Source organism: Pseudomonas palleroniana, assembly GCF_022836895.1.
Lineage (GTDB): Bacteria > Pseudomonadota > Gammaproteobacteria > Pseudomonadales > Pseudomonadaceae > Aquipseudomonas > Aquipseudomonas palleroniana.
Genome location: NZ_CP092411.1, coordinates 5267246 through 5291186 on the forward strand (window position 1 = coordinate 5267246; position 23941 = coordinate 5291186).

Sequence of the window (23941 nt, forward strand, 5' to 3'; positions counted from 1 at the left end):
GTAAAACATGGCCCGGTGATGAATAATCCAGACAAAAGCAAAACTTTATTGCTGTACAGGGATAATCAACATGCTGGAAAACCGTTGGGAAGGCATCGATGAATTTGTCGCCGTCGCCGAATGCAACCAGTTCACGGCAGCGGCCGAACGCCTGGGCGTATCGTCATCCCATATCAGCCGGCAGGTGGCACGCCTGGAAGAACGACTGCAAACGCGGTTGCTGTATCGCAGTACACGCAAGGTCACCCTGACCGAAGCCGGCCAGACCTTCCTGCAGCACTGCCAGCGTTTACAAGACGGTCGCGAAGAGGCCCTGCGCGCCGTGGGTGACCTCACCAGTGAACCCAAGGGCATGTTGCGCATGACCTGCGCGGTGGCTTACGGCGAACGGTTTATCGTGCCGCTGGTAACGCGATTCATGGCGCTGTACCCGCAATTGCGCGTGGATATTGAACTGACCAACCGCCAACTGGACCTGGTGCACGAAGGCCTCGACCTGGCGATTCGCCTGGGGCGCCTGCAAGACTCGCGCATGGTCGCCAGTCGGCTGGCCCCCCGACGCATGTACCTGTGCGCGTCGCCCTCCTACCTTGCAAGGTATGGTCGGCCACATAGCTTGTCGGAATTGAGTCGGCATAACTGCCTGATCGGCAGCTCGGATATCTGGCAATTGGCTCAGGACGGGCGCGAATTTTCTCAACGGGTGCAGGGTAACTGGCGTTGCAACAGTGGCCAGGCGGTACTGGATGCGGCGCTGCAAGGGGTTGGGTTGTGCCAATTGCCGGACTATTACGTGCTTGAGCATTTGCACAGTGGCGCGCTGGTGTCATTGCTGGAGGCGCATCAGCCGCCGAATACGGCGGTGTGGGCTCTGTATCCACAGCAGCGGCACTTATCGCCGAAGGTGCGCAAGTTGGTCGATTTCTTGAAGGCGGGGCTGGCTGAAAGGCCGGAGTACATCAGTTGAACAATCAGTGATTGAACCTATCGCCATCGGGAGCAAGCCCCCTCCCACATTTGGAATGCATTTCAAATGTGGGAGGGGCCTTGCTCCCGATGGGGCCGCTGCAGTCCAGCGGCCTACCTGCGATTAGCCCAGCGCAAGCGCAACCACTCCAGATCCTCTGGCCGGGTCACCTTGATATTGTCCGAACGCCCTTCAATCAAGCGCGGCGCCTGGCCGGACCATTCCATGGCCGAGGCTTCGTCAGTGATCACGGCGTCGGCCACCAGGCTGTCGGCCAACGCACGATGCAATGCCCCCAGGCGGAACATCTGAGGGGTATAGGCCTGCCAGATCAGGCTGCGGTCGACGGTTTCCATCACCCGCCCATGCTTGTCGACACGCTTGAGGGTATCGCGCGCCGGCACGGCCAGCAGGCCCCCGACCGGGTCATCCGCCAGTTCGCTCAAGAGTTTGTCGAGATCGTCACGGCTCAGGTTTGGCCGCGCGGCATCGTGCACCAACACCCAATCGTCGTCGCTGGCGCCCAGGGCGTTGAGTTGCAAGAGTGCATTGAGCACCGACCCCGAACGTTCCGAGCCACCGTCCGCACGATGGATACGCGCGTCGCCGGCACACGCCAGTTCAGGCCAATAAGGATCATCAGAAGCAAGACTGACCACCAGGCCCTTGAGCGATGGATGGTCGAGAAAACAGCCAAGGCTGTGTTCGAGAATGGTGCGCCCGCCCAGTTGCAGATACTGCTTGGGACGGTCAGCGGCCATACGGGCACCGACGCCCGCGGCAGGAATCACGGCCCAGAAGGCCGGTAGACGGTAACTCATTGGGCCAACTGGTAGAGGGTTTCACCCTCCTTGACCATGCCCAATTCATGACGAGCCCGCTCTTCAACGGTCTCCGTACCTTTTTTCAGCTCAAGTACTTCGGCGTCAAGGACGCGATTACGCTCCAGCAGGCGTTCGTTTTCGGCGTGCTGGTCGGCAATCTGCTGGGTCAGTTCTTCTACCTGCGCAAAGCTGCCATTACCGACCCATAGGCGGTACTGCAGGCCAGCCAGCAACAAGAGCAAGACGAGGAATAACCAATTGGGACTGCGCATCGAAATCCGGGTATCCAGTGAAAAAAGCCAGCCATGTAAAACTTTTGCAGCAACTGATAGCACGAAGCCTGGAAGGACCAGGCTTGTGCTAGATAGCCATCAGGTTAGCGTCGAAAAACACCCTATCGTGGTTTTTCCGACGCAATCCAACGACTTTTTACCATGCTTTACCATCAAGTAGCGATCAGCCGCGAAACTCACCGCGACCGTTGTACTTGGCTTTACCCGCCAGTTGCTCTTCGATACGCAGCAATTGGTTGTACTTGGAAACGCGGTCGGAACGGCACAGGGAACCGGTCTTGATCTGGCCCGCCGAGGTGCCCACAGCCAGGTCGGCAATGGTCGAGTCTTCGGTTTCGCCGGAGCGGTGGGAGATCACGGCGGTATAGCCTGCAGCCTTGGCCATCTGGATGGCTTCCAGGGTTTCGGTCAGGGTGCCGATCTGGTTGAACTTGATCAGGATCGAGTTGGCGATCTTTTTGTCGATGCCTTCTTTCAGGATCTTGGTGTTGGTCACGAACAGGTCGTCGCCCACCAGTTGGATTTTTTCGCCGATCTTGTCGGTGAGGACTTTCCAGCCGGCCCAGTCGGACTCATCCAGGCCGTCTTCGATCGAGATGATCGGATAGCGCTCGGTCAGACCTTTGAGGTAGTCGGCAAAACCTTCGGAAGTGAATACGTGGCCTTCACCCGACAGGTTGTATTTGCCGTCTTCATAGAACTCGCTGGCTGCGCAGTCCAGGGCCAGGGTCACGTCAGTGCCCAGCTTGTAGCCGGCGTTGGCCACGGCTTCGGAGATCACTTTCAGCGCATCTTCGTTGGACGCCAGGTTCGGCGCGAAACCACCTTCGTCGCCCACGGCAGTGCTCAGGCCACGAGCCTTCAGTACAGCCTTCAGGTGATGGAAAATCTCGGTGCCCATGCGCAGGCCATCGGAGAAAGTCTTGGCGCCAACCGGCTGCACCATGAATTCCTGGATGTCGACGTTGTTATCGGCATGCTCGCCACCGTTGATGATGTTCATCATCGGCACCGGCATTGAGTACACACCCGGCGTGCCATTCAGGTTGGCAATGTGAGCGTACAGCGGCAGGTCCTGGTCCTGGGCAGCAGCCTTGGCAGCGGCCAGGGACACGGCGAGGATGGCGTTGGCACCCAGGTTGCCTTTGTTTTCGGTGCCGTCGAGCTTGATCATCGCGTGATCCAGGGCTTTCTGGTCTACCGGATCCTTGCCCAGCAACAGGTCACGGATCGGGCCGTTGATGTTGGCTACGGCCTTCAGTACACCTTTGCCCAGGTAACGGCTCTTGTCGCCATCACGCAGTTCCAGCGCTTCGCGCGAACCGGTGGAAGCACCGGACGGCGCGCAGGCGCTACCGATGATGCCGTTATCGAGAAGCACGTCGGCTTCGACGGTGGGGTTGCCACGGGAGTCGAGAACTTCACGACCTTTGATGTCGACGATTTTTGCCATTGTTGTAAACACTCCAAAGTTGACGAAAACGACGCAGCTGAAGGAAAACTTTTGACCGACCGCAAGGGTGGAACAACGGGGCAGGCTTGCAGGCGACAAGGCTCAGGCCCGCGGGCCTGAGCATAAAACGAGGGAAAGTCTACCGGAGAAACGGTGCTTACGCGGTTTCTACCGTCGGAAAACTCTTGACCAGTTCGTCCAACTGCTTGAGCTGGGCCAGGAACGGCTCCAGCTTGTCCAGGCGCAGGGCGCAAGGACCATCGCACTTGGCGTTGTCCGGGTCCGGGTGGGCTTCCAGGAACAGGCCGGCCAGGGACTGGCTCATGCCCGCCTTGGCCAGGTCGGTGACCTGGGCACGACGCCCACCGGCGGAGTCCGAGCGACCACCGGGCATTTGCAGCGCGTGGGTCACGTCGAAGAACACCGGGTATTCGAACTGTTTCATGATGCCGAAACCGAGCATGTCCACCACCAGGTTGTTGTAGCCGAAGCTCGAACCACGCTCGCAGAGGATCAACTGGTCGTTACCCGCTTCCACGCACTTGTTCAGGATGTGCTTCATCTCCTGGGGCGCAAGGAACTGGGCTTTCTTGATATTGATCACCGCGCCGGTCTTGGCCATCGCCACGACCAGGTCGGTCTGGCGCGACAGGAAGGCCGGCAACTGGATGATGTCGCACACCTCGGCGACCACGGCAGCCTGTTCAGGCTCGTGGACGTCGGTGATGATGGGCACGCCGAAGGCTTGCTTGATGTCCTGGAAGATCCGCATGCCTTCTTCAAGGCCCGGGCCGCGATAGGAGGTCACGGACGAACGGTTGGCCTTGTCGAAGCTGGCCTTGAACACGTAGGGGATGCCCAGCTTCTGGGTGACCCGCACGTACTCTTCACAGACCTGCATCGCCATGTCGCGGCTTTCCAGCACGTTCATGCCGCCAAACAACACCATGGGCTTGTCGTTGGCAATCTCGATGTCGCCTACGCGAATGATCTTCTGGGCCATCAGGGTTACGCCTTCTTCTGATGTTGCGTCAGTGCTGCCTTGACGAAACCGCTGAACAACGGGTGACCGTCACGCGGAGTCGAGGTGAACTCAGGGTGGAACTGGCAAGCGACGAACCATGGGTGATCCGGTGCTTCGACCACTTCAACCAGCGCGCCGTCACCGGAGCGACCGGAGATTTTCAGGCCGGCTTCCTTGATCTGCGGCAGCAGGTTGTTGTTCACCTCGTAGCGGTGACGGTGACGCTCGACGATCACGTCCTTGCCATAGCAGTCGTGTACCAGCGAGCCCGGCTCCAGCAGGCAATCCTGCGCGCCAAGGCGCATGGTGCCGCCCAGGTCGGAGGTTTCGGTACGGGTTTCAACGGCGCCGGTGGCATCTTCCCACTCGGTGATCAGGCCCACGACCGGATGGCCGCTGCTGTGATCGAACTCGGTGGAGTTGGCGTCTTTCCAGCCCAGCACGTTACGGGCGAACTCGATAACGGCCACTTGCATGCCCAGGCAGATCCCCAGGTACGGCACCTTGTTCTCACGGGCGTACTGCACGGCAGTAATCTTGCCTTCCACGCCACGCAGGCCGAAACCGCCAGGAACGAGGATCGCATCGACACCTTCGAGCAGCGCGGTGCCCTGGTTCTCGATGTCTTCGGAATCGATGTAGCGCAGGTTGACCTTGGTACGGTTGCTGATACCGGCGTGGCTCATCGCTTCGATCAGCGACTTGTACGCGTCCAGCAGTTCCATGTACTTGCCGACCATCGCGATGGTGACTTCGTGCTCGGGGTTGAGCTTGGCGTCGACCACGGCATCCCATTCGGACAGGTCCGCGCCGCCACACTGCAAGCCGAAACGCTCGACCACAAAATCATCCAGGCCTTGCGAATGCAGGATGCCCGGGATCTTGTAGATGGTGTCGGCGTCTTCCAGGCCAATCACCGCACGCTCTTCAACGTTGGTGAATTGCGCGATCTTGCGGCGCGAGGAAATATCGATCGGGTGATCGGAGCGGCATACCAGCACGTCCGGCTGCAGGCCTATGGAACGCAGTTCCTTGACCGAATGCTGGGTAGGCTTGGTTTTGGTTTCGCCGGCGGTGGCGATGTACGGCACCAGGGTCAGGTGCATCAGCATCGCGCGCTTGGCGCCGACTTCGAAACGCAGCTGGCGGATCGCCTCGAGGAACGGTTGGGATTCGATGTCACCCACGGTGCCACCGATCTCGACCATCGCCACGTCGGCATCGCCTGCACCCTTGATGATGCGGCGCTTGATTTCGTCGGTGATGTGCGGGATCACCTGGATGGTTGCACCCAGGTAGTCACCACGGCGCTCCTTGCGCAGCACGTGCTCGTAGACACGGCCGGTGGTGAAGTTGTTGTTCTGGGTCATGGTCGTGCGGATGAACCGCTCGTAGTGGCCCAGGTCCAGGTCGGTCTCGGCGCCGTCATGGGTGACGAACACTTCACCGTGCTGGAACGGGCTCATGGTGCCCGGGTCGACGTTGATGTACGGGTCCAGCTTGAGCATGGTGACTTTAAGCCCCCGCGCCTCCAGGATGGCCGCCAATGAAGCGGAGGCAATGCCTTTCCCCAATGAAGAAACAACACCGCCCGTGACGAATATGTAGCGCGTCATGAAAAACCCTAGAAGTCTGCGTTAAAGCGGTCCGAGCCGCCGGGGAAAGCGAAGGAAGGCCGAAGCCCCCGATCACCTGCATTAATCACAGTGCACCTTTCAAAAAAACCGCCGCGTGGTGACAGACCAGCAATGAAACACCGGTACGTTGATCGCTACACATTTTTTGGAATCGCCCAGCAAAGACTGCTTGGTAATCGGCAACTGCTGCGATTCAGGAGAATCCACAGAAGTTGTATCAAGAAGGGAGCGTAGTCTACCGGAAAGGCTCTATCAGCTCAAACCTTGATCGCAGTTCTGTGGCAACCAATGCAATTGCCAATCTTCACTCGGTACTGCCCAGCGTCCAGCGACGCTGGGGCCACCCAGCAATTGCTCGCCCCGATACAGGAGCGGCAATCTGCCACGGACGAAGCCCGGCAGCGCGCTTTCGTTAAGCAGACGCTTCAGATCACGGCGCCCTCGCCCCGGTACCTCGAGCACTTCACCGCCCCGGCGATAACGAACCTCCAGAGGACCTTCGGGCGCCTTGCCGACCAACTCCAGCCGGCCATTGCCGGGTAACTTTAGTGGGTTTTGCGGATCGGGCCAGCTCAACGTTGCGTCGGAAAATTCCGCCCAGGCACCCGGCAACCACCAGATGCGCTCGCCGCAACGGTGCAACTCGCCATCGGCCATGCGCCATAGAGGTTGCGCATCCGGCTTGGCGTCGCGCAGGGAATGCCAACCGGCCCAGTGATCACTGTCGGGCAAACGGGTCAGCGGGGTCAGCCAATGACGCAAGGCGTTGCGCTGGCGAGCGTCGGAAAGCTCACGCAATGGCGCAAGGGCCAGTGACGGTAAAGGCAGCCAGGGGACTGGTGAAGGTTGGTCCGCAGCCTGCAAGTCCATCCGCGCCAAGTCGTCCAGCAGCCCCTGGGCCTCGCCGAGCTGCTCGGCGGTACGGGCCAGGCGGCTGGCGGCTTGCGGCCAGCGCTGCGTCAGTGTCGGGAAAACGCGATGGCGCAAGTAATTGCGCGAAAAATGCGGGTCGGCATTGGAAGGGTCTTCGACCCATAGCAATTGATGTTCATGGGCGTAGGCTTCCAGCTCACCACGTGATACGTCGAGCAAGGGTCTCAGCAGATGGCCTCCCGCCAGGGGGCGATGACCAGGCATCGCCGCCAAGCCACGCACACCGGCCCCACGCAGCAGGCGAAACAACAGGGTTTCGGCCTGATCTTCGCGATGCTGGCCCGTAAGCAACACCCCCCCTGCCCCCGTGACTTCGGCAAACGCCTGATAACGTGCGTCGCGGGCGGCGCGCTCAAGGCTCGCTCCGGGCCGGACCTGCACACGCATGACGCACAAGGGCACGCCAAGGCTGTCGCACACCGACTGGCAATGACCGGGCCACGCGTCGGCGGCAGCTTGCAGGCCATGGTGGACATGCACGGCACTGAGCGTCGGGAACGTTTCGGTTTTTGCCAAAGAGACCAGAAGGTGCAGCAGCACGGTGGAATCCAGCCCACCTGAGAAAGCGACGTGCCAGGCCGGGGCATTGCGCCACGGGGCAAGGGCTTGAAGGAGTTTGGCGGCTAGCGCTGGCTTCATCGGAAAATACCGCCATCAAACTGGAATGCGACAACCCAGCATACACAAAGCAAATGTAGGAGGGGGCTTGCTCCCGATAGCAGTGGGTCAGTCAATGGACCCATTGACTGACACTCCGCAATCGGGAGCAAGCCCCCTCCCACATTGAGTATTGCGACGATCTTACAGGCCGTAGCTCATCAGGCGCTCATAACGACGGGTCAGCAGCGCTTCGTTATCCAGCTTCTTGAGCATCGCCAGTTGCGAACCCAGTTCGGCGCGGATGGTCGCAGCAGCGGCAGCCGGGTCGCGGTGAGCGCCGCCCAATGGCTCGGCGATCACTTTATCCACGATACCCAGGCCTTTGAGGCGATCGGCAGTAATGCCCATGGCTTCGGCAGCGTCCGGCGCCTTTTCTGCGGTTTTCCACAGGATCGAGGCGCAACCTTCCGGCGAGATCACCGCGTAGGTCGAATACTGCAGCATGTTCAATTGATCGCAAACGCCAATGGCCAATGCGCCGCCGGAGCCCCCTTCACCAATCACAGTCGCGATGATCGGGGTTTTCAGGCGAGCCATGACGCGCAGGTTCCAGGCAATCGCTTCGCTCTGGTTGCGCTCTTCAGCGTCGATACCCGGGTAGGCGCCCGGCGTGTCGATGAAGGTCAGGATCGGCATTTTGAAGCGCTCGGCCATTTCCATCAGGCGGCAAGCCTTGCGATAGCCTTCCGGACGCGGCATGCCGAAGTTGCGGCGCACCTTCTCGCGGACTTCACGGCCTTTCTGGTGACCGATCACCATGACCGGCTGGTCATCCAGGCGGGCGATACCACCAACGATGGCGGCGTCATCCGAGAAATGGCGGTCGCCATGCAGCTCGTCGAATTCGGTGAAGATGTGCTGGATGTAGTCCAGGGTGTATGGGCGACGCGGATGGCGAGCCAGGCGTGCGATCTGCCAGCTGGTCAGCTTGCCGAAGATGTCTTCGGTCAGCGTCTTGCTCTTGTCTTGCAGGCGGGAGATTTCATCGCCGATATTCAGCGAATTGTCATTGCCGACCAGGCGCAGTTCTTCGATCTTGGCTTGCAGGTCAGCGATCGGCTGTTCGAAATCAAGAAAATTCGGGTTCATAAGCGTCCGTCTTGGGTCGACGGCCAAGGAGTGCCTGGCCAGCCGGTTGTCTATTCGCGCCCTACCTTAAGGGAGAGGCGCGTTTAGGTCGAGATTAAATGTTCAGCCGAGGTCAGGTGTGCTGACCATCAGCGGTATTGGAGGAAGACGTTGTCTCGCCCGAACTGGTCACGCAAAGCTTGAATCAAGCCATCCGCCGGATCAATTCGCCACGTCTCGCCAAATTGCAACATCGCCTTGGCGTCGTTGCCGGTGTATTCCATGGTCACAGGGCAAGCGCCACGGTGACGCTTGAGCAAATCACCCAACCAGCGTAGCTGATCGCCCTTGAGCGCTTCGGTCTTGACCTTCAAGCGCAGGCTTTCGGCCAGGTTGGTACGGGCATCTTCCATACTCATGACCCGCTTGATCCGCAGACGCAGGCCACCGGAGAAGTCATCGTTACTGACCTCCCCTTCCACCACCACCATGGCATCGGTCTGCAGCAACGATTGCGCCGAGTGGAACGCATCGGCAAACAGCGACGCCTCGATTCGCCCCGAGCGGTCGTCGAGGGTGATAAAGCCCATCTTGTCGCCCTTCTTGTTCTTCATCACCCGCAGGGCGATGATCATGCCGGCGACGGTCTGGGTGTCGCGCGCCGGCTTCAGGTCGATGATGCGCTGACGGGCAAAACGACGGATCTCTCCTTCGTATTCGTCGATCGGGTGACCGGTAAGGTACAGACCCAAGGTGTCTTTCTCACCCTTGAGACGTTCCTTGAGGGTCAATTCCTTGGCCTTGCGGTGGTTCGCGTACACATCCGCATCGTCTTCGACGAACAGCCCCCCAAACAGGTCCGCATGGCCACTGTCGTGGGTGCGGGCAGTCTGTTCGGCGGCCTTGATCGCCTCTTCCATGGCGGCCAGCAGTACCGCCCGGTTGCGGTCGATATTGGCCTGGTAAGCCTTCGGCTCATCATGGAAATAGGGGCCGAGACGGTCAAGTGCGCCACTGCGGATCAGGCCATCGAGGGTGCGTTTGTTGATGCGCTTGAGGTCAACCCGGGCACAGAAGTCGAACAGATCCTTGAATGGCCCGTCCTGCCGCGCTTCGGTGATCGCTTCCACCGGGCCTTCGCCGACCCCCTTGATCGCGCCCAGGCCATAGATGATGCGGCCTTCGTCATTCACCGTGAACTTGAACTCCGAGGCGTTCACGTCCGGCGCATCGAGGCGCAGCTTCATGGTGCGCACTTCCTCGATCAAGGTCACGACCTTGTCGGTGTTGTGCATGTCCGCCGAGAGTACCGCAGCCATGAAGGGCGCCGGGTAGTGGGCTTTCAGCCAGGCGGTCTGGTACGACACCAGGCCGTAGGCAGCGGAGTGGGATTTGTTGAAGCCATAACCGGCGAATTTTTCCACCAGGTCGAAAATGTTACCGGCCAGATCGGCGTCAATATTATTGGTGGCACACCCCTCAATGAAACCACCGCGCTGCTTGGCCATTTCCTCGGGTTTTTTCTTACCCATGGCGCGACGCAGCATGTCCGCACCACCCAGGGTGTAGCCCGCCATCACCTGGGCAATCTGCATCACCTGTTCCTGATACAGGATGATGCCGTAGGTCGGTGCCAGTACTGGCTTGAGGCCCTCGTACTGATAATCGGAATGCGGGTACGCCAGCTCGGCACGCCCGTGCTTACGGTTGATGAAGTCATCCACCATGCCCGATTGCAGCGGCCCCGGACGGAACAGGGCCACCAGTGCGATCAAGTCTTCCAGGCAGTCGGGCTTGAGCTTTTTGATCAGCTCCTTCATGCCCCGGGATTCAAGCTGGAATACTGCCGTGGTTTCGGCTTTTTGCAGCAACGAATAGGTCGGCTTGTCATCCAACGGGATGAACGCGATATCCAGCGGCTCCTCGCCAGCCTTGGCGCGGTCGCGGTTGATCGTCTTGAGCGCCCAATCGATGATCGTCAGGGTCCGCAGGCCCAGGAAGTCGAACTTCACCAGGCCGGCGGCTTCCACGTCGTCCTTGTCGAACTGGGTAACCAGGCCGTCGCCTTCTTCATCGCAGTAGATAGGCGAAAAGTCGGTTAGTTTGGTCGGTGCGATAACCACGCCACCGGCATGTTTACCCACGTTACGCACCACACCTTCGAGCTTGCGGGCCATGTCCCAGATCTCGGCGGCCTCTTCATCAACCTTGATAAAGTCGCGCAGGATTTCTTCCTGCTCGTAGGCTTTTTCCAGCGTCATGCCGACTTCGAACGGGATCATCTTCGACAGGCGGTCCGCCAGGCCGTAAGACTTGCCCTGTACGCGCGCCACGTCACGGATTACCGCCTTCGCCGCCATGGAACCGAAAGTGATGATCTGGCTGACGGCGTTGCGGCCGTATTTCTCGGCCACGTACTCGATCACGCGGTCACGGCCATCCATGCAGAAGTCGACGTCGAAGTCGGGCATGGAAACCCGTTCCGGGTTCAGGAACCGCTCGAACAGCAGGTCATACTCCAGCGGGTCGAGGTCGGTGATCTTCTGTACATAAGCCACCAGCGAGCCGGCGCCTGAGCCTCGGCCCGGGCCAACCGGCACGCCGTTGTTCTTGGCCCACTGGATAAAGTCCATCACGATCAGGAAGTAACCGGGGAATCCCATCTGGATAATGATATCCAGCTCGAAATTCAGCCGATCCACGTAGACCTGGCGCTTGGCCTCGTAATCTTCGGTGGTGTCCTTGGGCAGCAGAACGGCCAACCGCTCTTCCAGGCCATCGAACGACACCTTGCGGAAGTACTCATCGATGGTCATGCCATCGGGAATCGGGAAGTTGGGCAGGAAGTGTTTGCCCAGTTTCACTTCAATGTTGCAGCGCTTGGCGATCTCGACGGAGTTTTCCAGGGCCTCGGGCAGGTCGCTGAACAGCTCGGCCATCTCCTCGGCACTTTTGAGATATTGCTCTTCGCTGTAGTTTTTCGAGCGGCGCGGGTCATCCAGCGCCCGGCCTTCACCGATGCACACGCGGGTTTCGTGGGCCTCGAAGTCTTCTCGCTTGATGAAGCGCACATCGTTGGTCGCCACCAGCGGTGCGCCCAACTTGTCGGCCAGCGCCACTGCGGCGTGCAGGTGTTCTTCATCGTTAGGCCGATTGGTACGCTGGACTTCCAGGTAAAAACGGTCGGGGAAGACCTGCATCCACTCGCGGGCCAGTACTTCGGCTTCCTGGGGGTTGCCACCGAGCAGCGCAATGCCGATCTCGCCTTCCTTGGCGGCCGACAGCATGATCAGCCCTTCGCTGGCCTCGGCCACCCACTCGCGCTCGATGATGATCGAGCCATTGCGCTGGCCGTCGATAAAACCACGGGAAATCAGTTCGGTGAGGTTGCGATAACCCACGCCGTTCATCGCCAGCAGGCTGATGCGGCTCAGGGAGTTATCCGGGTCTTTGTTGGACAGCCACAGGTCGGCGCCGCAAATCGGCTTGATGCCGGCGCCCATGGCGTTCTTGTAGAACTTGACCAGGGAACACATGTTGTTCTGGTCGGTCACCGCCACCGCAGGCATGTTCATGCCCACCAGGGTTTTGACCAGCGGTTTGATCCGTACCAGGCCATCGACCAGGGAGTATTCAGTGTGCAGGCGTAGGTGAACGAATGAAGCCGGCATAGTGATCCTGTCTAGATACGTGGAAACAACAAGGCCCGGATTGTACCGGGCCTTGAGCAAAACATCAGCCTCGCGACTACACCTCGCTGAGGCTCTCCCGCGCCTCGTAAGCCAGGCGCACCGGGGCGAACGAGCGACGATGGATCGGCGTAGGCCCCAGACGGGCCAAGGCTTCCAGATGAACGGGCGTTGGGTAACCCTTGTGACCACCGATGCCATAGCCGGGGTAGATCAATTCGAAAGCCGCCATTTCACGGTCTCGGCTGACCTTGGCCAGGATTGAAGCCGCCGCAATAGCAGGCACCTTGCTATCACCCTTCACCACCGCTTCCGACGGCATCGCCAGTTTCGGGCAGCGATTACCATCGATCATCGCCATCTTTGGCGTGATGTGCAGGCCCTCCACCGCACGCTGCATGGCGAGCATGGTGGCGTGCAGGATGTTCAGCTCATCGATTTCCTCGACCTCGGCCCGGGCGATATGCCAGCTCAGAGCTTTCTCGCAGATCTCATCGTAGAGCTTTTCGCGGCGCGCTTCGGTGAGTTTCTTCGAATCGTCAAGACCCAGGATCGGACGGTTCGGGTCAAGAATGACGGCCGCCGTAACGACGGCGCCGCACAGCGGCCCGCGCCCTACTTCATCCACGCCGGCCACCAGCTCATCGGCGTGGGCAACCAGGCTGAAATCCAGGCCCATTTGCGTCTTCATAGGGTTTCCTGTCGATGGCCGATCAAGGTGAGCACGGCATCCGCCGCCTGGTTCGACGCATCACGGCGCAACGTGCGGTGAATATCGTCAAAGCCACGGGTCTGCTCTTCGCCACCCTCTATCAAGGGAAGTACGGTCTGCGCCAGGGCTTCAGGGGTCGCGTCGTCCTGTAGCAACTCCGGCACCAACAGGCGCTGGGCCAGCAGATTGGGCAAGGAGATGTAGGGACTTTTGACCATGCGCTTGAGAATCCAGAACGTCAGTGGTGCAAGACGATAGGCCACTACCATCGGACGCTTGTACAACAACGCCTCGAGAGTGGCAGTGCCTGAAGCGATCAGCACCGCATCACAGGCCGCGAGCGCGAGGTGCGACTGACCATCCAGCAGCGTCAGCGGTAAGTTGCGACCGTCAAGCAAGGCCTCGATCTGCGTACGACGTTGCGGGCTGGCACACGGCAGCACGAAGCGCACACCCGGTTTCAAGACCATCAAGCGCTCGGCGGCATCAAAAAACAGCGCGCCCAACCGCCCGACTTCACCACCGCGGCTGCCCGGCATCAGTGCAACCAGCGGGCCATCGGCCAAGCCCAGCTCGGCACGTGCCGCTGCGCGATCGGCCTGCAGAGGGATGGTGTCGGCCAACGTGTGCCCCACAAAGCGCACCGGTACACCCTTCTCTTCATAGAATCGGGCTTCGAAGGGCAGCAAGGTCAGCATCAGGTCGCAGCCTTCGCGGATCTTCAGCACGCGCTTTTGCCGCCATGCCCACACGGACGGGCTGACGTAATGCACGGTCTTGATCCCGGCCTGGCGCAATTTGAGTTCGATGTTAAGAGTGAAGTCCGGCGCGTCGATTCCGATAAAGACGTCGGGCTTTTCTTCAATCAGCGTCTGGATCAGCAGTTTGCGGCGAGCCAGCAGCTCTCGCAGTCGCCCCAGCACTTCCACCAACCCCATGACGGACAGGCGTTCCATGGGAAAGTAGGACGTGAGACCCTCGGCCTGCATCAACGGCCCACCCACCCCGATAAACTCGACGGCAGGATGCTGGGCCTTGAGCGCACGCATCAGGCCTGCCCCCAGAATATCGCCGGAAGCTTCCCCGGCCACCAACGCTATACGCAGATTGGCCATGATTAACGGGTGATGCCGCGAGTCGACGCCTGGATCGAGTCCCGGAACACGGCCACTTCCGGAAACTGTGCAGCCGACTCGGCCAGTTCGGTCAATGCCTGCTCAACCGTCAGCCCCTGGCGGTAGACCACCTTGTAGGCTCGACGCAGGGCATGGATCTGGTCTTCGCTGAAACCACGACGGCGCATGCCTTCGAAGTTCATGCTGCGGGCTTCGGCCGGGTTGCCGAATACCGTGACGAATGCCGGAACATCCTTGCCGATTGCGGTCCCCATGCCGGAAAAGGCGTGGGCACCGATATGGCAGTACTGATGGACCAGGGTGAAGCCGGACAGAATTGCCCAGTCGTCAACGTGCACATGGCCTGCCAATGCAGTGTTGTTGACCAGGATGCAGTGGTTGCCGATCACGCTGTCATGGCCGATATGCGCATAGGCCATGATCAGGTTGTGATCACCCAAGGTGGTCTCGGCACGATCCTGCACGGTGCCACGATGAATGGTCACACCTTCACGGATGATGTTGTGGTCACCGATTACCAGGCGTGTTTCTTCACCCTTGTACTTCATGTCGGGGGTGTCTTCGCCTACCGAGGAAAACTGGTAGATACGATTATGCTTACCAATGCGCGTCGGGCCTTTGAGGATCACATGCGGCCCGATGACAGTCCCCTCGCCGATTTCAACACCTGCGCCGACGATCGACCAAGGGCCGACCTCAACGTCGGCGGCCAGTACGGCCGACGGATCGATGATTGCGCGAGGGTCAATCAAACTCATAGTTTGCGTTCCGCACAGATGATCTCAGCCGAGCACACCGGCTTGCCATCCACCGAGGCCTGGCATTCGAACTTCCAGATCTGGCGTTTGCAACTGATGAACTTGGCTTCCAGGATCAACTGGTCGCCCGGCGTGACCGGATTGCGGAAACGCAGTTTGTCGGAGCCCACGAAATAGTAGAGCGTGCCGTCGGCAGGCTTGAGGTCGAGCATTTTGAAACCAAGGATACCGGCAGCCTGGGCCATTGCTTCAATGATCAACACACCTGGCATGATGGGATGCGCGGGAAAGTGGCCGTTGAAGAACGGTTCGTTGATGCTGACATTCTTGTAGGCACGAATGCGCTTTTCCTCGACATTGAGGTCCACTACGCGGTCCACCAGCAGGAACGGGTAACGGTGAGGCAGGTATTCGCGAATCTCGTTGATGTCCATCATTTCGGGGGGAAGCCTGTAATAAAGATTGGGGGCGGGCGAACTAAAAGCACGCCCCGCTAGCAAATCAAGGAAGCCGCCCAGCGGCTGTGCACACTTGATATGGAAATGGTATCAGCCTTCTGATGAAGCATTACCGCCAGGGGTCACGTCTCCAACACGCTTTTCAAGCTGTTTGAGGCGTCGGGCCATGTCGTCAAGCTGTCTCAAGCGCGCTGCACTTTTACGCCACTCAGCCGCCGGCTGCATGGCGGTACCGGAAGAGTAGGCCCCTGGCTCGGTGATCGAGTGGGTGACCATGGTCATGCCGGTGATGAAAACGTTGTCGCAAATATCGATATGCCCCACCAGCCCTACGCCACCGGCGAGCATGCAATGCTTGCCGATTTTGGTGCTGCCGGAGATACCGACACACGCCGCCATGGCGGTGTGGTCGCCGATCTGCACGTTGTGGGCGATCTGGATCTGGTTGTCGAGCTTCACGCCGTTACCGATTACGGTATCGGCCAGGGCGCCACGGTCCACGGCGGTGTTAACGCCGATTTCCACGTCATCCCCAATCAAGACACCGCCAACCTGGGCAATCTTGTGCCAAACGCCTTTGGAATTGGCAAAGCCGAAACCTTCACCGCCGATCACTGCGCCCGACTGAATAACCACGCGTTCACCGATACGCACATCGTGGTAAAGGGTGACCCGCGGAGCCAACCAGCCATCGGCGCCGATTTCACAGCGCGCCCCGATAAAGCAATGGGCACCCACGGTGACGCCAGCGGCAATACGTGCGCCACTTTCGATCACGGCAAACGCACCAATGTTGGCAGCGGGGTCAACCTGGGCATCATCGGCAATCACCGCGCTGGGATGAATACCACCGGCGGCCTTGGGCTTTGGATCGAACAGGTGCGACACTTTCGCGTACGACAGGTACGGGTCGGCCACCACCAGCGCGTCCCCGGCGTAACCCTCGGCATCAGCAGCCTTCAGCAACACGGCTGCGGCTTGGCAACCGACGAGGTACTTACGATATTGAGGATTTGCGAGGAAGCTCAACTGAGCTGGGCCAGCCTCCTGCAAGGTGGCTAGCCCAGTGATTTCCTTCTCCGGGGAGCCGTGCAAGACGGCCCCCAGGAACTCGGCCAACTCGCCGAGCTTGATAGTCGCGGTCATGGGTTACTTCAGCTGGTTCATGCGCTCGATCACCTGGCGGGTGATGTCGTATTGAGGCTTGACGTCGATCACGGCGCCACGCTCGAACACCAGGTCAAAGGCACCTTTCTTGATGACTTCTTCCACAGCGCTGTCGAGTTTCGGCTTGAGCTGCTTGAGCATTTCACGGTCAGCAACGGCCTTGGCTTCGTTCAGCTCCTTGGACTGGAACTGGTAGTCACGGGCCTTTTGCTTGAATTCAAGCTCCAGACGCTCGCGCTCAGGCTGCTGCATCTTGTCGCCACCGGCTACCAGGCGATCCTGGATGCCCTTGGCGCTGCTTTCCAGGGTCTTGAGCTTGGTCAGCTGCGGACCGAATTTTTTCTCGGCATCCACGGCGTATTTCTTGGCCGCATCGGATTCCAGCAGAGCCATCTGATAGTTCAGGACGGCGATTTTCATTTCGGCGAAGGCCGGGGTGGTTACCAGCACAGTTGCCAGCAGAACCAATTGAGTCAACTTACGCACGATGCACTCCTACAGAATCCGTTGTCGTTATCTTGGGTCAGACGCTTAGAACGTCTGGCCGAGGGAGAATTGGAAAATCTGGGTTTCAGCGTTATCCGGTTTCTTGACCGGCATGGCCAGAGCAAAGCTCAACGGGCCCAATGCAGTCACCCATGTCACGCCAACACCCACGGAGCTCGCCAGGTTGCTGAAGCTCACATCGTTACACTGCGTGTTGGACTTCGAACCATTCGGGTTGGTCACCTGCTCGCACTTGGAGTCGAACACGTTACCCACATCCCAGAAAACCGAAGTACGCAGGGAACGCTGGTCCTTGACGAACGGCAGCGGGAACAGAATCTCCGCACCACCCTGGATCAATACGTTACCACCGAATGGCAATGGCTTATCGTCGCTATCCGGCTGAGTCCCTACGTTACCGGTGTTCGCGAAACCACGGCTCGGCGTACCACGTGGACCCAAGGTACTGTCCTTGAAGCCACGAACCGAGTTGAAACCACCTGCATAGTAGTTCTCGTAGAACGGTAGACCACTGGTGGAACCATAGCCATCGCCATAGCCCAGCTCAGTGTGCAGGCGCATGGTGTAGTTATCGCTCAGCGGCTGGAACAACTGGCCACGGTAGTCGAGCTTGAAGAACGACAGGTCGCTGCCCGGCGTAGTGGCTTCCAGCGTCAAGCTCTGGGAGTGACCACGGGTCGCCAGCACGCCTTTGTTCAGGGTCGACTCGGACCAGCCGGCCGATGCCTTGAAGTTCAGGAACTGATCGCCTTCCTTACGAGTAAAGTCAAAGATCTCATCCACGGTGTACACACCGGTCTTGATCTTGTCCTGTTGCGCGGTCAAACCAAAGGTCAGGCGCGACGTCTCGCTGATCGGGTAACCAATGTTGGCACCCACACCCATGCTGTCGATTGCATAGCTTGCAACGTCGACGTCGAGGTCTTTGTAGTCAGTGGTGCGATAGAAGGCGTTGTAGCCCAGGCTCACACCGTCGGCAGTCCAGTAGGGGTCGGTATAACTGAAGTTATAACGGCTCTGGTATTCGCTTCGGGTCAGGCCGACAGACACACGGTTACCCGTACCGAGGAAGTTGTTCTGTGTGATCGAGCCACCCAGAATCAGGCCCGCGCTCTGTGCGAAGCCGACGCTGGCGGTGATCGAACCCGAGGCTTGCTCTTCAACGGCGTAGTTCACGTCAACCTGGTCATCCACACCAGGGACGGCCGGGGTTTCGACGTTGACTTCCTTGAAGAAGCCCAGGCGTTCAAGACGGGTCTTGGACTGGTCGATCAAGTAGGTCGACGCCCAGCCACCTTCCATCTGGCGCATTTCACGGCGCAGCACTTCGTCCGCAGACTTGGTGTTGCCACGGAAGTTGATGCGGTTCACGTAGGCACGCTTGCCCGGGTCGACCACGAAGGTAATGTCCACGGTGTGGTCATCATCATGCGGGGTCGGTACGCCGTTGACGTTGGCGAAGGTATAGCCTTCGTTACCCAGGCGACGGGTAATCAGCTCTGACGTGGTGGTCATCAGCTTGCGCGAGAACACCTGGTCCTTCTGCACCAGCAACAGCGACTTCACCTGGTCTTCAGGTACTTTCAGGTCGCCGCTGAGCTTGACGTCACGAACCTTGTACTTTTCGCCTTCGTTGACGTTGACGGTGATGTAGACGTGCTTCTTGTCCGGGGTGATGGACACCTGGGTCGAAGCGATATCCATGTTGATATAGCCGCGGTCCAGGTAGTAGGAGCGCAGACGCTCCAGGTCACCGGACAGTTTTTCACGAGCATACTTGTCGTCGTTCTTGAAGAACGACAGCCAGTTGGTGGTCTTGAGTTCAAACAGGTCGATCAGGTCTTCATCAGCGAACTTGGTGTTGCCCACCACGTTGATGTGCTGAATGGCCGCTACCGTACCTTCATTGATGTTGACCTTCAGGCCGACACGGTTACGCGGCTGGGGGACAACTTCGGTTTCCACGGTCGCGGAGTAGCGGCCCTGGGCAACGTACTGGCGCTGCAGTTCGTTACGCACACCCTCAAGGGTAGCGCGCTGGAAGATCTCGCCCTCGGCCAGGCCGGATTGCTTGAGGCCCTTCATCAGGTCTTCAGTGGAGATCGCCTTGTTGCCCTCGATCGTGATACTGGAGATGGAAGGCCGCTCAACGACCGTGATAACCAGGACGTTGCCTTCGCGACCCAGCTGGATATCTTGAAAGAACCCGGTTTTGAACAGCGCACGAGTGGATTCCACCAGGCGACGATCATCAGCCTGTTCCCCGACGTTCAACGGCAAGGCACCAAAGACGCTACCTGCGGAAACCCGCTGGAGGCCGTTGACGCGAATATCGGAGATAGTGAAGGACTCGGCGTGAACTTCGGCGATCATCAATACGGTGAGAACCGCAGTTAGCAGCAGACGTTTCATGAAGTCCTTTCTTATTCCAACTGGCAATAAACAAACTGCCGCAAAATGCGGCAGATTCGCAATTCAGCGAAGCGTTACAGTCGTCCCAGATCGTTGACCAGAGCTAACAACATCACTCCAACCACCAAACTGATACCGATCTGTATCCCCCAACCCTGCACCCGATCCGACAAGGGGCGACCACGCACCCACTCGACCAGATAAAACAGCAGATGCCCCCCATCCAGTACTGGAATAGGCAGCAAATTCAGAACCCCAAGGCTGATACTCAGATAAGCCAGGAAATTCAGGAAATCCGCGACACCCGACTGGGCAGAAGCGCCCGCCACTTTAGCAATGGTTATCGGCCCACTCAAGTTTTTTACCGAGAGCTCGCCGAACAACATTTTTTTGAGGGATTCGAGGGTCAGCACGCTCATGGTCCAGGTGCGTTTCGCGCCCTCGCCAATCGCGGCCAGCGGCCCGAAGCTGACCTCTCGCACCATCGATGGCGGCCACTCGACACCCTTGACCCCCGCCCCCAGGTAACCCCCGGCGGCCTTGGCCTCCCCACGAACCGACAAGGTTACGGGGACGTCGATTTGAGCACCATCACGCTCAACTTTCAGCACAATTTTGGTATCGGGCCGTACACGTACCAGATCGACCACTTGCTGCCAGTCACCGAGCACCTGGCCATCCAGGGCCAACAGGCGATCACCGGTTTTCAGACCTGCGGCCTGGGCCGGACCTTTCGGATCCAGCTCCGCCAGCACTGGCGGCAAAGCCGGTCGCCACGGGCGAATCCCCAGGGACTTGATCGGATCAGGCTCATCCGCGCCCTTGAGCCAGTGATCCAGGGCCAGTTCGCGCGCAGTCTCAAGCGTGGAGTCCTGGTCGCGAACCACAACACTGACGGTACCGCTCTCGCCCAGACGCCGCACCAGCTGCAAATTGACCGCTCCCCAACCGGTGGTTGGTTCGCCATCAATGGAAACAATTTCCTGCCCCGCGGCCAGGCCAGCCTTGGCCGCCATGCTGTCTGCGTCGACCGCACCGATAACCGGACGCACCTGCTGACTGCCCAGCATGGCCAACACCCAGAAAAACACCATCGCCAACAGGAAGTTGGCGATCGGACCGGCGGCGACGATCGCGATACGCTGACGAACGGTCTTGCGATTGAAAGACTGATCCAACTGGTCGGCCGGCACTTCACCTTCGCGCTCGTCGAGCATCTTGACGTAGCCACCCAATGGTATGGCGGCAATCACGAACTCGGTGCCACGACGGTCATGCCAACGCAACAAGGGCATGCCGAAACCGACTGAAAAGCGCAGTACTTTGACGCCGCAACGACGCGCCACCCAAAAGTGGCCGAATTCGTGGAAGGTCACCAACACACCCAGAGCAACCAGGGTGCCGACAATCATATAAAGCGCACTCATCTAATTTCTCCGCCTTTCAATCCAGTGCCTGTGGGCTCAACCGCACCTACAGGCTAACGCGCATTGCGTTCCAACCATTGCTCGGCCAGGCCGCGGGCCTTCCTATCCGCTTCAAACACGGCGCCCAGGTCGTTGACAGCCACTACCGGCTCCCGAGCCAGGACATCCTCGATAATACTCGCGATCTGCGGAAAACGGATGCGCCGCTCAAGAAAGGCCGCGACCGCCACCTCATTGGCCGCATTGAGCATCGCCGGCGCGCTGTTACCCGCCTCGACCGCCTCACGCGCCAGGCGCAGACAAGGAAAACGCTGCTCGTCCGGCGCTTCGAAGTCCAGGCGCGCAATTGCAAACAGGTCCAACGGCGCCACACCGGAATCAATGCGTTCCGGCCACGCCAGGGCGTTGGCGATGGGCGTACGCATGTCTGGGTTGCCCAACTGCGCCAGCACCGAGCCATCCACGTAATCGACCAGGGAATGAATCACACTTTGCGGGTGAACCACCACCTCGACCTGATCCGGCCGGGCATCAAACAGCCAGCAAGCCTCGATCAGCTCCAGCCCTTTGTTCATCATGCTCGCCGAATCCACGGAGATCTTGCGCCCCATGGACCAGTTGGGGTGTGCACAGGCCTGATCCGGAGAGACATGCTCCAATTCAGCCAGAGGCGTCTGCCGGAACGGCCCACCGGAAGCGGTCAACAGAATCCGACGCACGCCAACCTGGCTCAAGCCACGGGAGAAATCACCCGGCATGCACTGGAAAATCGCGTTATGTTCGCTGTCGAGAGGCAGCAACACCGCGCCACTCTTGCGCACCGCCTGCATAAAGAGCGCGCCGGACATAACCAGCGCTTCTTTATTGGCCAGCAGAATCTTCTTGCCTGCATCGACCGCCGCCAGCGTCGGACGCAAACCCGCTGCGCCGACAATGGCAGCCACGACGGTGTCCACTTCGGCATCGGCCGCCACCTGGCACAACCCCGCCTCCCCCACCAATACCTGAGTGGCGAGGCCGACAGCTCGCAGGTCATCCTGCAAACCACGCGCCACCGCCGCCTCGGGCACCACAGCAAAGCGTGGCGAGTGGCGAACGCAAAGGGCCAGCAACTCGCTCAGGCGGGTAAAACCAGTCAAGGCAAATACTTGATAGCGATCGGGATGACGCGCAATCACATCCAGGGTACTCAGCCCTACCGAACCGGTCGCCCCCAGTACGGTGACTTGCTGCAGACGGCTCACGAGGCAGTCATCCACAACAACACGGCAAAGATCGGAATCGCCGCGGTGAGACTGTCGATACGGTCCAATACACCGCCATGCCCCGGGAGCAGATTGCTGCTGTCCTTGATGCCGGCCTGGCGCTTGAACATGCTTTCGGTGAGGTCACCCACTACCGAAATGAACACGACAATGGCCGTACCCAACAGTGCCAGGAAGATTTCCTTCACCGACCAGTCGCGCACAACGCCGACAACCAGCGTGATCGCCAGCGTCAATGCGAGGCCGCCGTACACGCCCTCCCAGCTCTTGCCCGGGCTGACCGCCGGCGCCAGCTTGCGCTTGCCGAACGCCCGACCGGAGAAATAGGCGCCGATATCCGCGCCCCAGACCAATACCATCACCGCCATGATCAACCAGTTGCCCATGGACGCATTCTTGATCTCCACCAGGCCTTGCCAGGCGGGCAGCAGGATCAACAAGCCAATCACCAGCTTGCATGCCACGCTGGACCACTGGCCACTGGTTCGTGGGTAGGTGAGCACCAGGTAGGTCGCCAGCGCCCACCACAGCACCGCTGCCCCCAACACCCAAGGCACGATGATGCTCGACAGGGTATGCATCAGGAACAGCGACAGCGCCACGAATGCCGCGTACGCCACACGTGGCGCCTGGGCATTGAAACCCGCCAGGCGCGCCCATTCCCAGGCCCCAAGCGTTACGACAAGGCCGATAAACAGCGCAAAGCCGGAACCGTCGAGCAGGAAAAAACCGCACAAGGCAATCGGCAGCAGGATCAGTGCCGTGATGATTCGTTGTTTAAGCATTTAAACCCGGGCTCCAGCTTCGATCTGCTCGCTCGTTTTACCAAAGCGACGCTGACGGGAAGCGAAATCGGCCAGCGCATTACGCATGGCATCGTGTTTGAAGTCCGGCCAGAACAGGTCGGAGAAGTACAACTCGGTGTAGGCCAACTGCCACAACAGGAAATTGCTGATGCGGTGCTCGCCACCGGTACGGATGCACAAGTCAGGCAACGGCAGGTCGCCGGTTACCAGGCAGGTTTGCAACAGTTCGGGCGTAATGTCTTCCGGCCGCAGATGCCCGGCCTGCACTTCGCGGGCCAGCCGTTGCGCAGCCTGGGCGATATCCCACTGGCCACCGTAGTTGGCTGCAATCTGCAGCACAAAACGGTTGGCGCCAGCAGTCATTGCCTCGGCTTCGCGCATGGCCGCTTGCAGTTCCGGATGGAACCGCGAGCGATCACCAATGATGCGCAGACTGATGTTGTTATCGTTGAGGCGCTTGGCCTCACGCCGCAGCGCCTTGAAGAACAGGTCCATCAAGGCACTGACTTCGTCGGCGGGCCGCTGCCAGTTCTCGCTGGAGAAGGCAAACAGCGTCAACACTTCAACCTTGGCTTCGGCACACACCTCAATCACGGCGCGCACCGCATCGACACCCGCTTTATGCCCGGCGACACCCGGCATAAAGCGTTTTTTCGCCCAGCGATTATTCCCATCCATGATGATCGCGACATGGCGCGGTACCACGGAGGGCACAGTCTGCTTGGTCTTTTCCATGAAGGCGTCC

General features: G+C 59.6%; 20 protein-coding genes. 1 reads left to right on the plus strand and 19 read right to left on the minus strand.

Annotated elements, in window-relative coordinates:
* Window positions 1-70: 70 nt before the first annotated feature.
* Complete coding sequence (locus MJP36_RS23670; RefSeq protein WP_104995713.1) at window positions 71-967, plus strand: LysR substrate-binding domain-containing protein; 897 nt, start codon at window positions 71-73, stop codon at window positions 965-967.
* A gap of 113 nt (window positions 968-1080) precedes the next feature.
* Here MJP36_RS23670 and ispD read toward each other — a convergent pair whose 3' ends face one another.
* The 19 genes from ispD to uppS form a co-directional block, all read right to left on the minus strand.
* Entirely contained in the window at window positions 1081-1788 is a 708-nt protein-coding gene (gene ispD / locus MJP36_RS23675; protein ID WP_104995712.1) for a 2-C-methyl-D-erythritol 4-phosphate cytidylyltransferase, read from the minus strand.
* Entirely contained in the window at window positions 1785-2063 is a 279-nt protein-coding gene (gene ftsB / locus MJP36_RS23680; protein WP_057723188.1) for a cell division protein FtsB, read from the minus strand. Before ftsB ends, ispD begins: the two co-directional genes overlap by 4 nt.
* Before the next feature lie 184 nt (window positions 2064-2247).
* Window positions 2248-3537 carry a phosphopyruvate hydratase gene (eno, locus tag MJP36_RS23685; protein WP_060754053.1) on the minus strand — a complete coding sequence of 430 codons (1290 nt, stop codon included), beginning with the start codon at window positions 3535-3537 and terminating at the stop codon, window positions 2248-2250.
* 157 nt (window positions 3538-3694) lie between these two features.
* Entirely contained in the window at window positions 3695-4540 is an 846-nt protein-coding gene (gene kdsA / locus MJP36_RS23690; protein WP_060754052.1) for a 3-deoxy-8-phosphooctulonate synthase, read from the minus strand.
* A 5-nt stretch (window positions 4541-4545) separates the two neighbouring features.
* Window positions 4546-6177: a CTP synthase gene (locus MJP36_RS23695; protein ID WP_060754051.1), complete on the minus strand. Its 1632-nt coding sequence runs from the start codon at window positions 6175-6177 to the stop codon at window positions 4546-4548.
* Between the two features lie 273 nt (window positions 6178-6450).
* Window positions 6451-7770 carry a tRNA lysidine(34) synthetase TilS gene (gene tilS / locus MJP36_RS23700; RefSeq protein ID WP_244384109.1) on the minus strand — a complete coding sequence of 440 codons (1320 nt, stop codon included), beginning with the start codon at window positions 7768-7770 and terminating at the stop codon, window positions 6451-6453.
* Window positions 7771-7932: 162 nt separating this feature from the next.
* Window positions 7933-8880 carry an acetyl-CoA carboxylase carboxyltransferase subunit alpha gene (locus MJP36_RS23705; protein ID WP_060754049.1) on the minus strand — a complete coding sequence of 316 codons (948 nt, stop codon included), beginning with the start codon at window positions 8878-8880 and terminating at the stop codon, window positions 7933-7935.
* A 128-nt stretch (window positions 8881-9008) separates the two neighbouring features.
* On the minus strand, window positions 9009-12530 hold the full coding sequence (gene dnaE, locus MJP36_RS23710) for a DNA polymerase III subunit alpha (protein ID WP_244384110.1): 3522 nt from the start codon (window positions 12528-12530) through the stop codon (window positions 9009-9011).
* A 76-nt stretch (window positions 12531-12606) separates the two neighbouring features.
* Window positions 12607-13239, minus strand: coding sequence for a ribonuclease HII (rnhB, locus tag MJP36_RS23715; RefSeq protein WP_060754047.1), 633 nt, complete (start codon window positions 13237-13239; stop codon window positions 12607-12609).
* Window positions 13236-14375 carry a lipid-A-disaccharide synthase gene (lpxB, locus tag MJP36_RS23720; RefSeq protein WP_060754046.1) on the minus strand — a complete coding sequence of 380 codons (1140 nt, stop codon included), beginning with the start codon at window positions 14373-14375 and terminating at the stop codon, window positions 13236-13238. Before lpxB ends, rnhB begins: the two co-directional genes overlap by 4 nt.
* Before the next feature lie 2 nt (window positions 14376-14377).
* Window positions 14378-15154 carry an acyl-ACP--UDP-N-acetylglucosamine O-acyltransferase gene (gene lpxA / locus MJP36_RS23725; protein WP_060754045.1) on the minus strand — a complete coding sequence of 259 codons (777 nt, stop codon included), beginning with the start codon at window positions 15152-15154 and terminating at the stop codon, window positions 14378-14380.
* Entirely contained in the window at window positions 15151-15591 is a 441-nt protein-coding gene (gene fabZ, locus MJP36_RS23730; RefSeq protein WP_003172281.1) for a 3-hydroxyacyl-ACP dehydratase FabZ, read from the minus strand. Before fabZ ends, lpxA begins: the two co-directional genes overlap by 4 nt.
* Before the next feature lie 111 nt (window positions 15592-15702).
* Window positions 15703-16758 (minus strand): UDP-3-O-(3-hydroxymyristoyl)glucosamine N-acyltransferase, encoded by a 1056-nt coding sequence (gene lpxD / locus MJP36_RS23735; RefSeq protein WP_244384111.1) that lies wholly within the window; start codon window positions 16756-16758, stop codon window positions 15703-15705.
* A gap of 3 nt (window positions 16759-16761) precedes the next feature.
* Window positions 16762-17265 (minus strand): OmpH/Skp family outer membrane protein, encoded by a 504-nt coding sequence (locus MJP36_RS23740; RefSeq protein ID WP_060754043.1) that lies wholly within the window; start codon window positions 17263-17265, stop codon window positions 16762-16764.
* A 45-nt stretch (window positions 17266-17310) separates the two neighbouring features.
* Window positions 17311-19698, minus strand: a complete 2388-nt coding sequence (bamA, locus tag MJP36_RS23745) for an outer membrane protein assembly factor BamA (RefSeq protein ID WP_104995708.1) — start codon at window positions 19696-19698, stop codon at window positions 17311-17313.
* Between the two features lie 74 nt (window positions 19699-19772).
* Window positions 19773-21125, minus strand: a complete 1353-nt coding sequence (rseP, locus tag MJP36_RS23750) for a sigma E protease regulator RseP (protein WP_060754041.1) — start codon at window positions 21123-21125, stop codon at window positions 19773-19775.
* 53 nt (window positions 21126-21178) lie between these two features.
* On the minus strand, window positions 21179-22369 hold the full coding sequence (ispC, locus tag MJP36_RS23755; RefSeq protein WP_244384112.1) for a 1-deoxy-D-xylulose-5-phosphate reductoisomerase: 1191 nt from the start codon (window positions 22367-22369) through the stop codon (window positions 21179-21181).
* Window positions 22366-23175, minus strand: a complete 810-nt coding sequence (locus MJP36_RS23760; protein WP_090366395.1) for a phosphatidate cytidylyltransferase — start codon at window positions 23173-23175, stop codon at window positions 22366-22368. The genes ispC and MJP36_RS23760 overlap by 4 nt, the downstream gene beginning before the upstream one ends.
* On the minus strand, window positions 23176-23931 hold the full coding sequence (uppS, locus tag MJP36_RS23765; RefSeq protein ID WP_060754038.1) for a polyprenyl diphosphate synthase: 756 nt from the start codon (window positions 23929-23931) through the stop codon (window positions 23176-23178).
* Window positions 23932-23941: the final 10 nt, after the last annotated feature.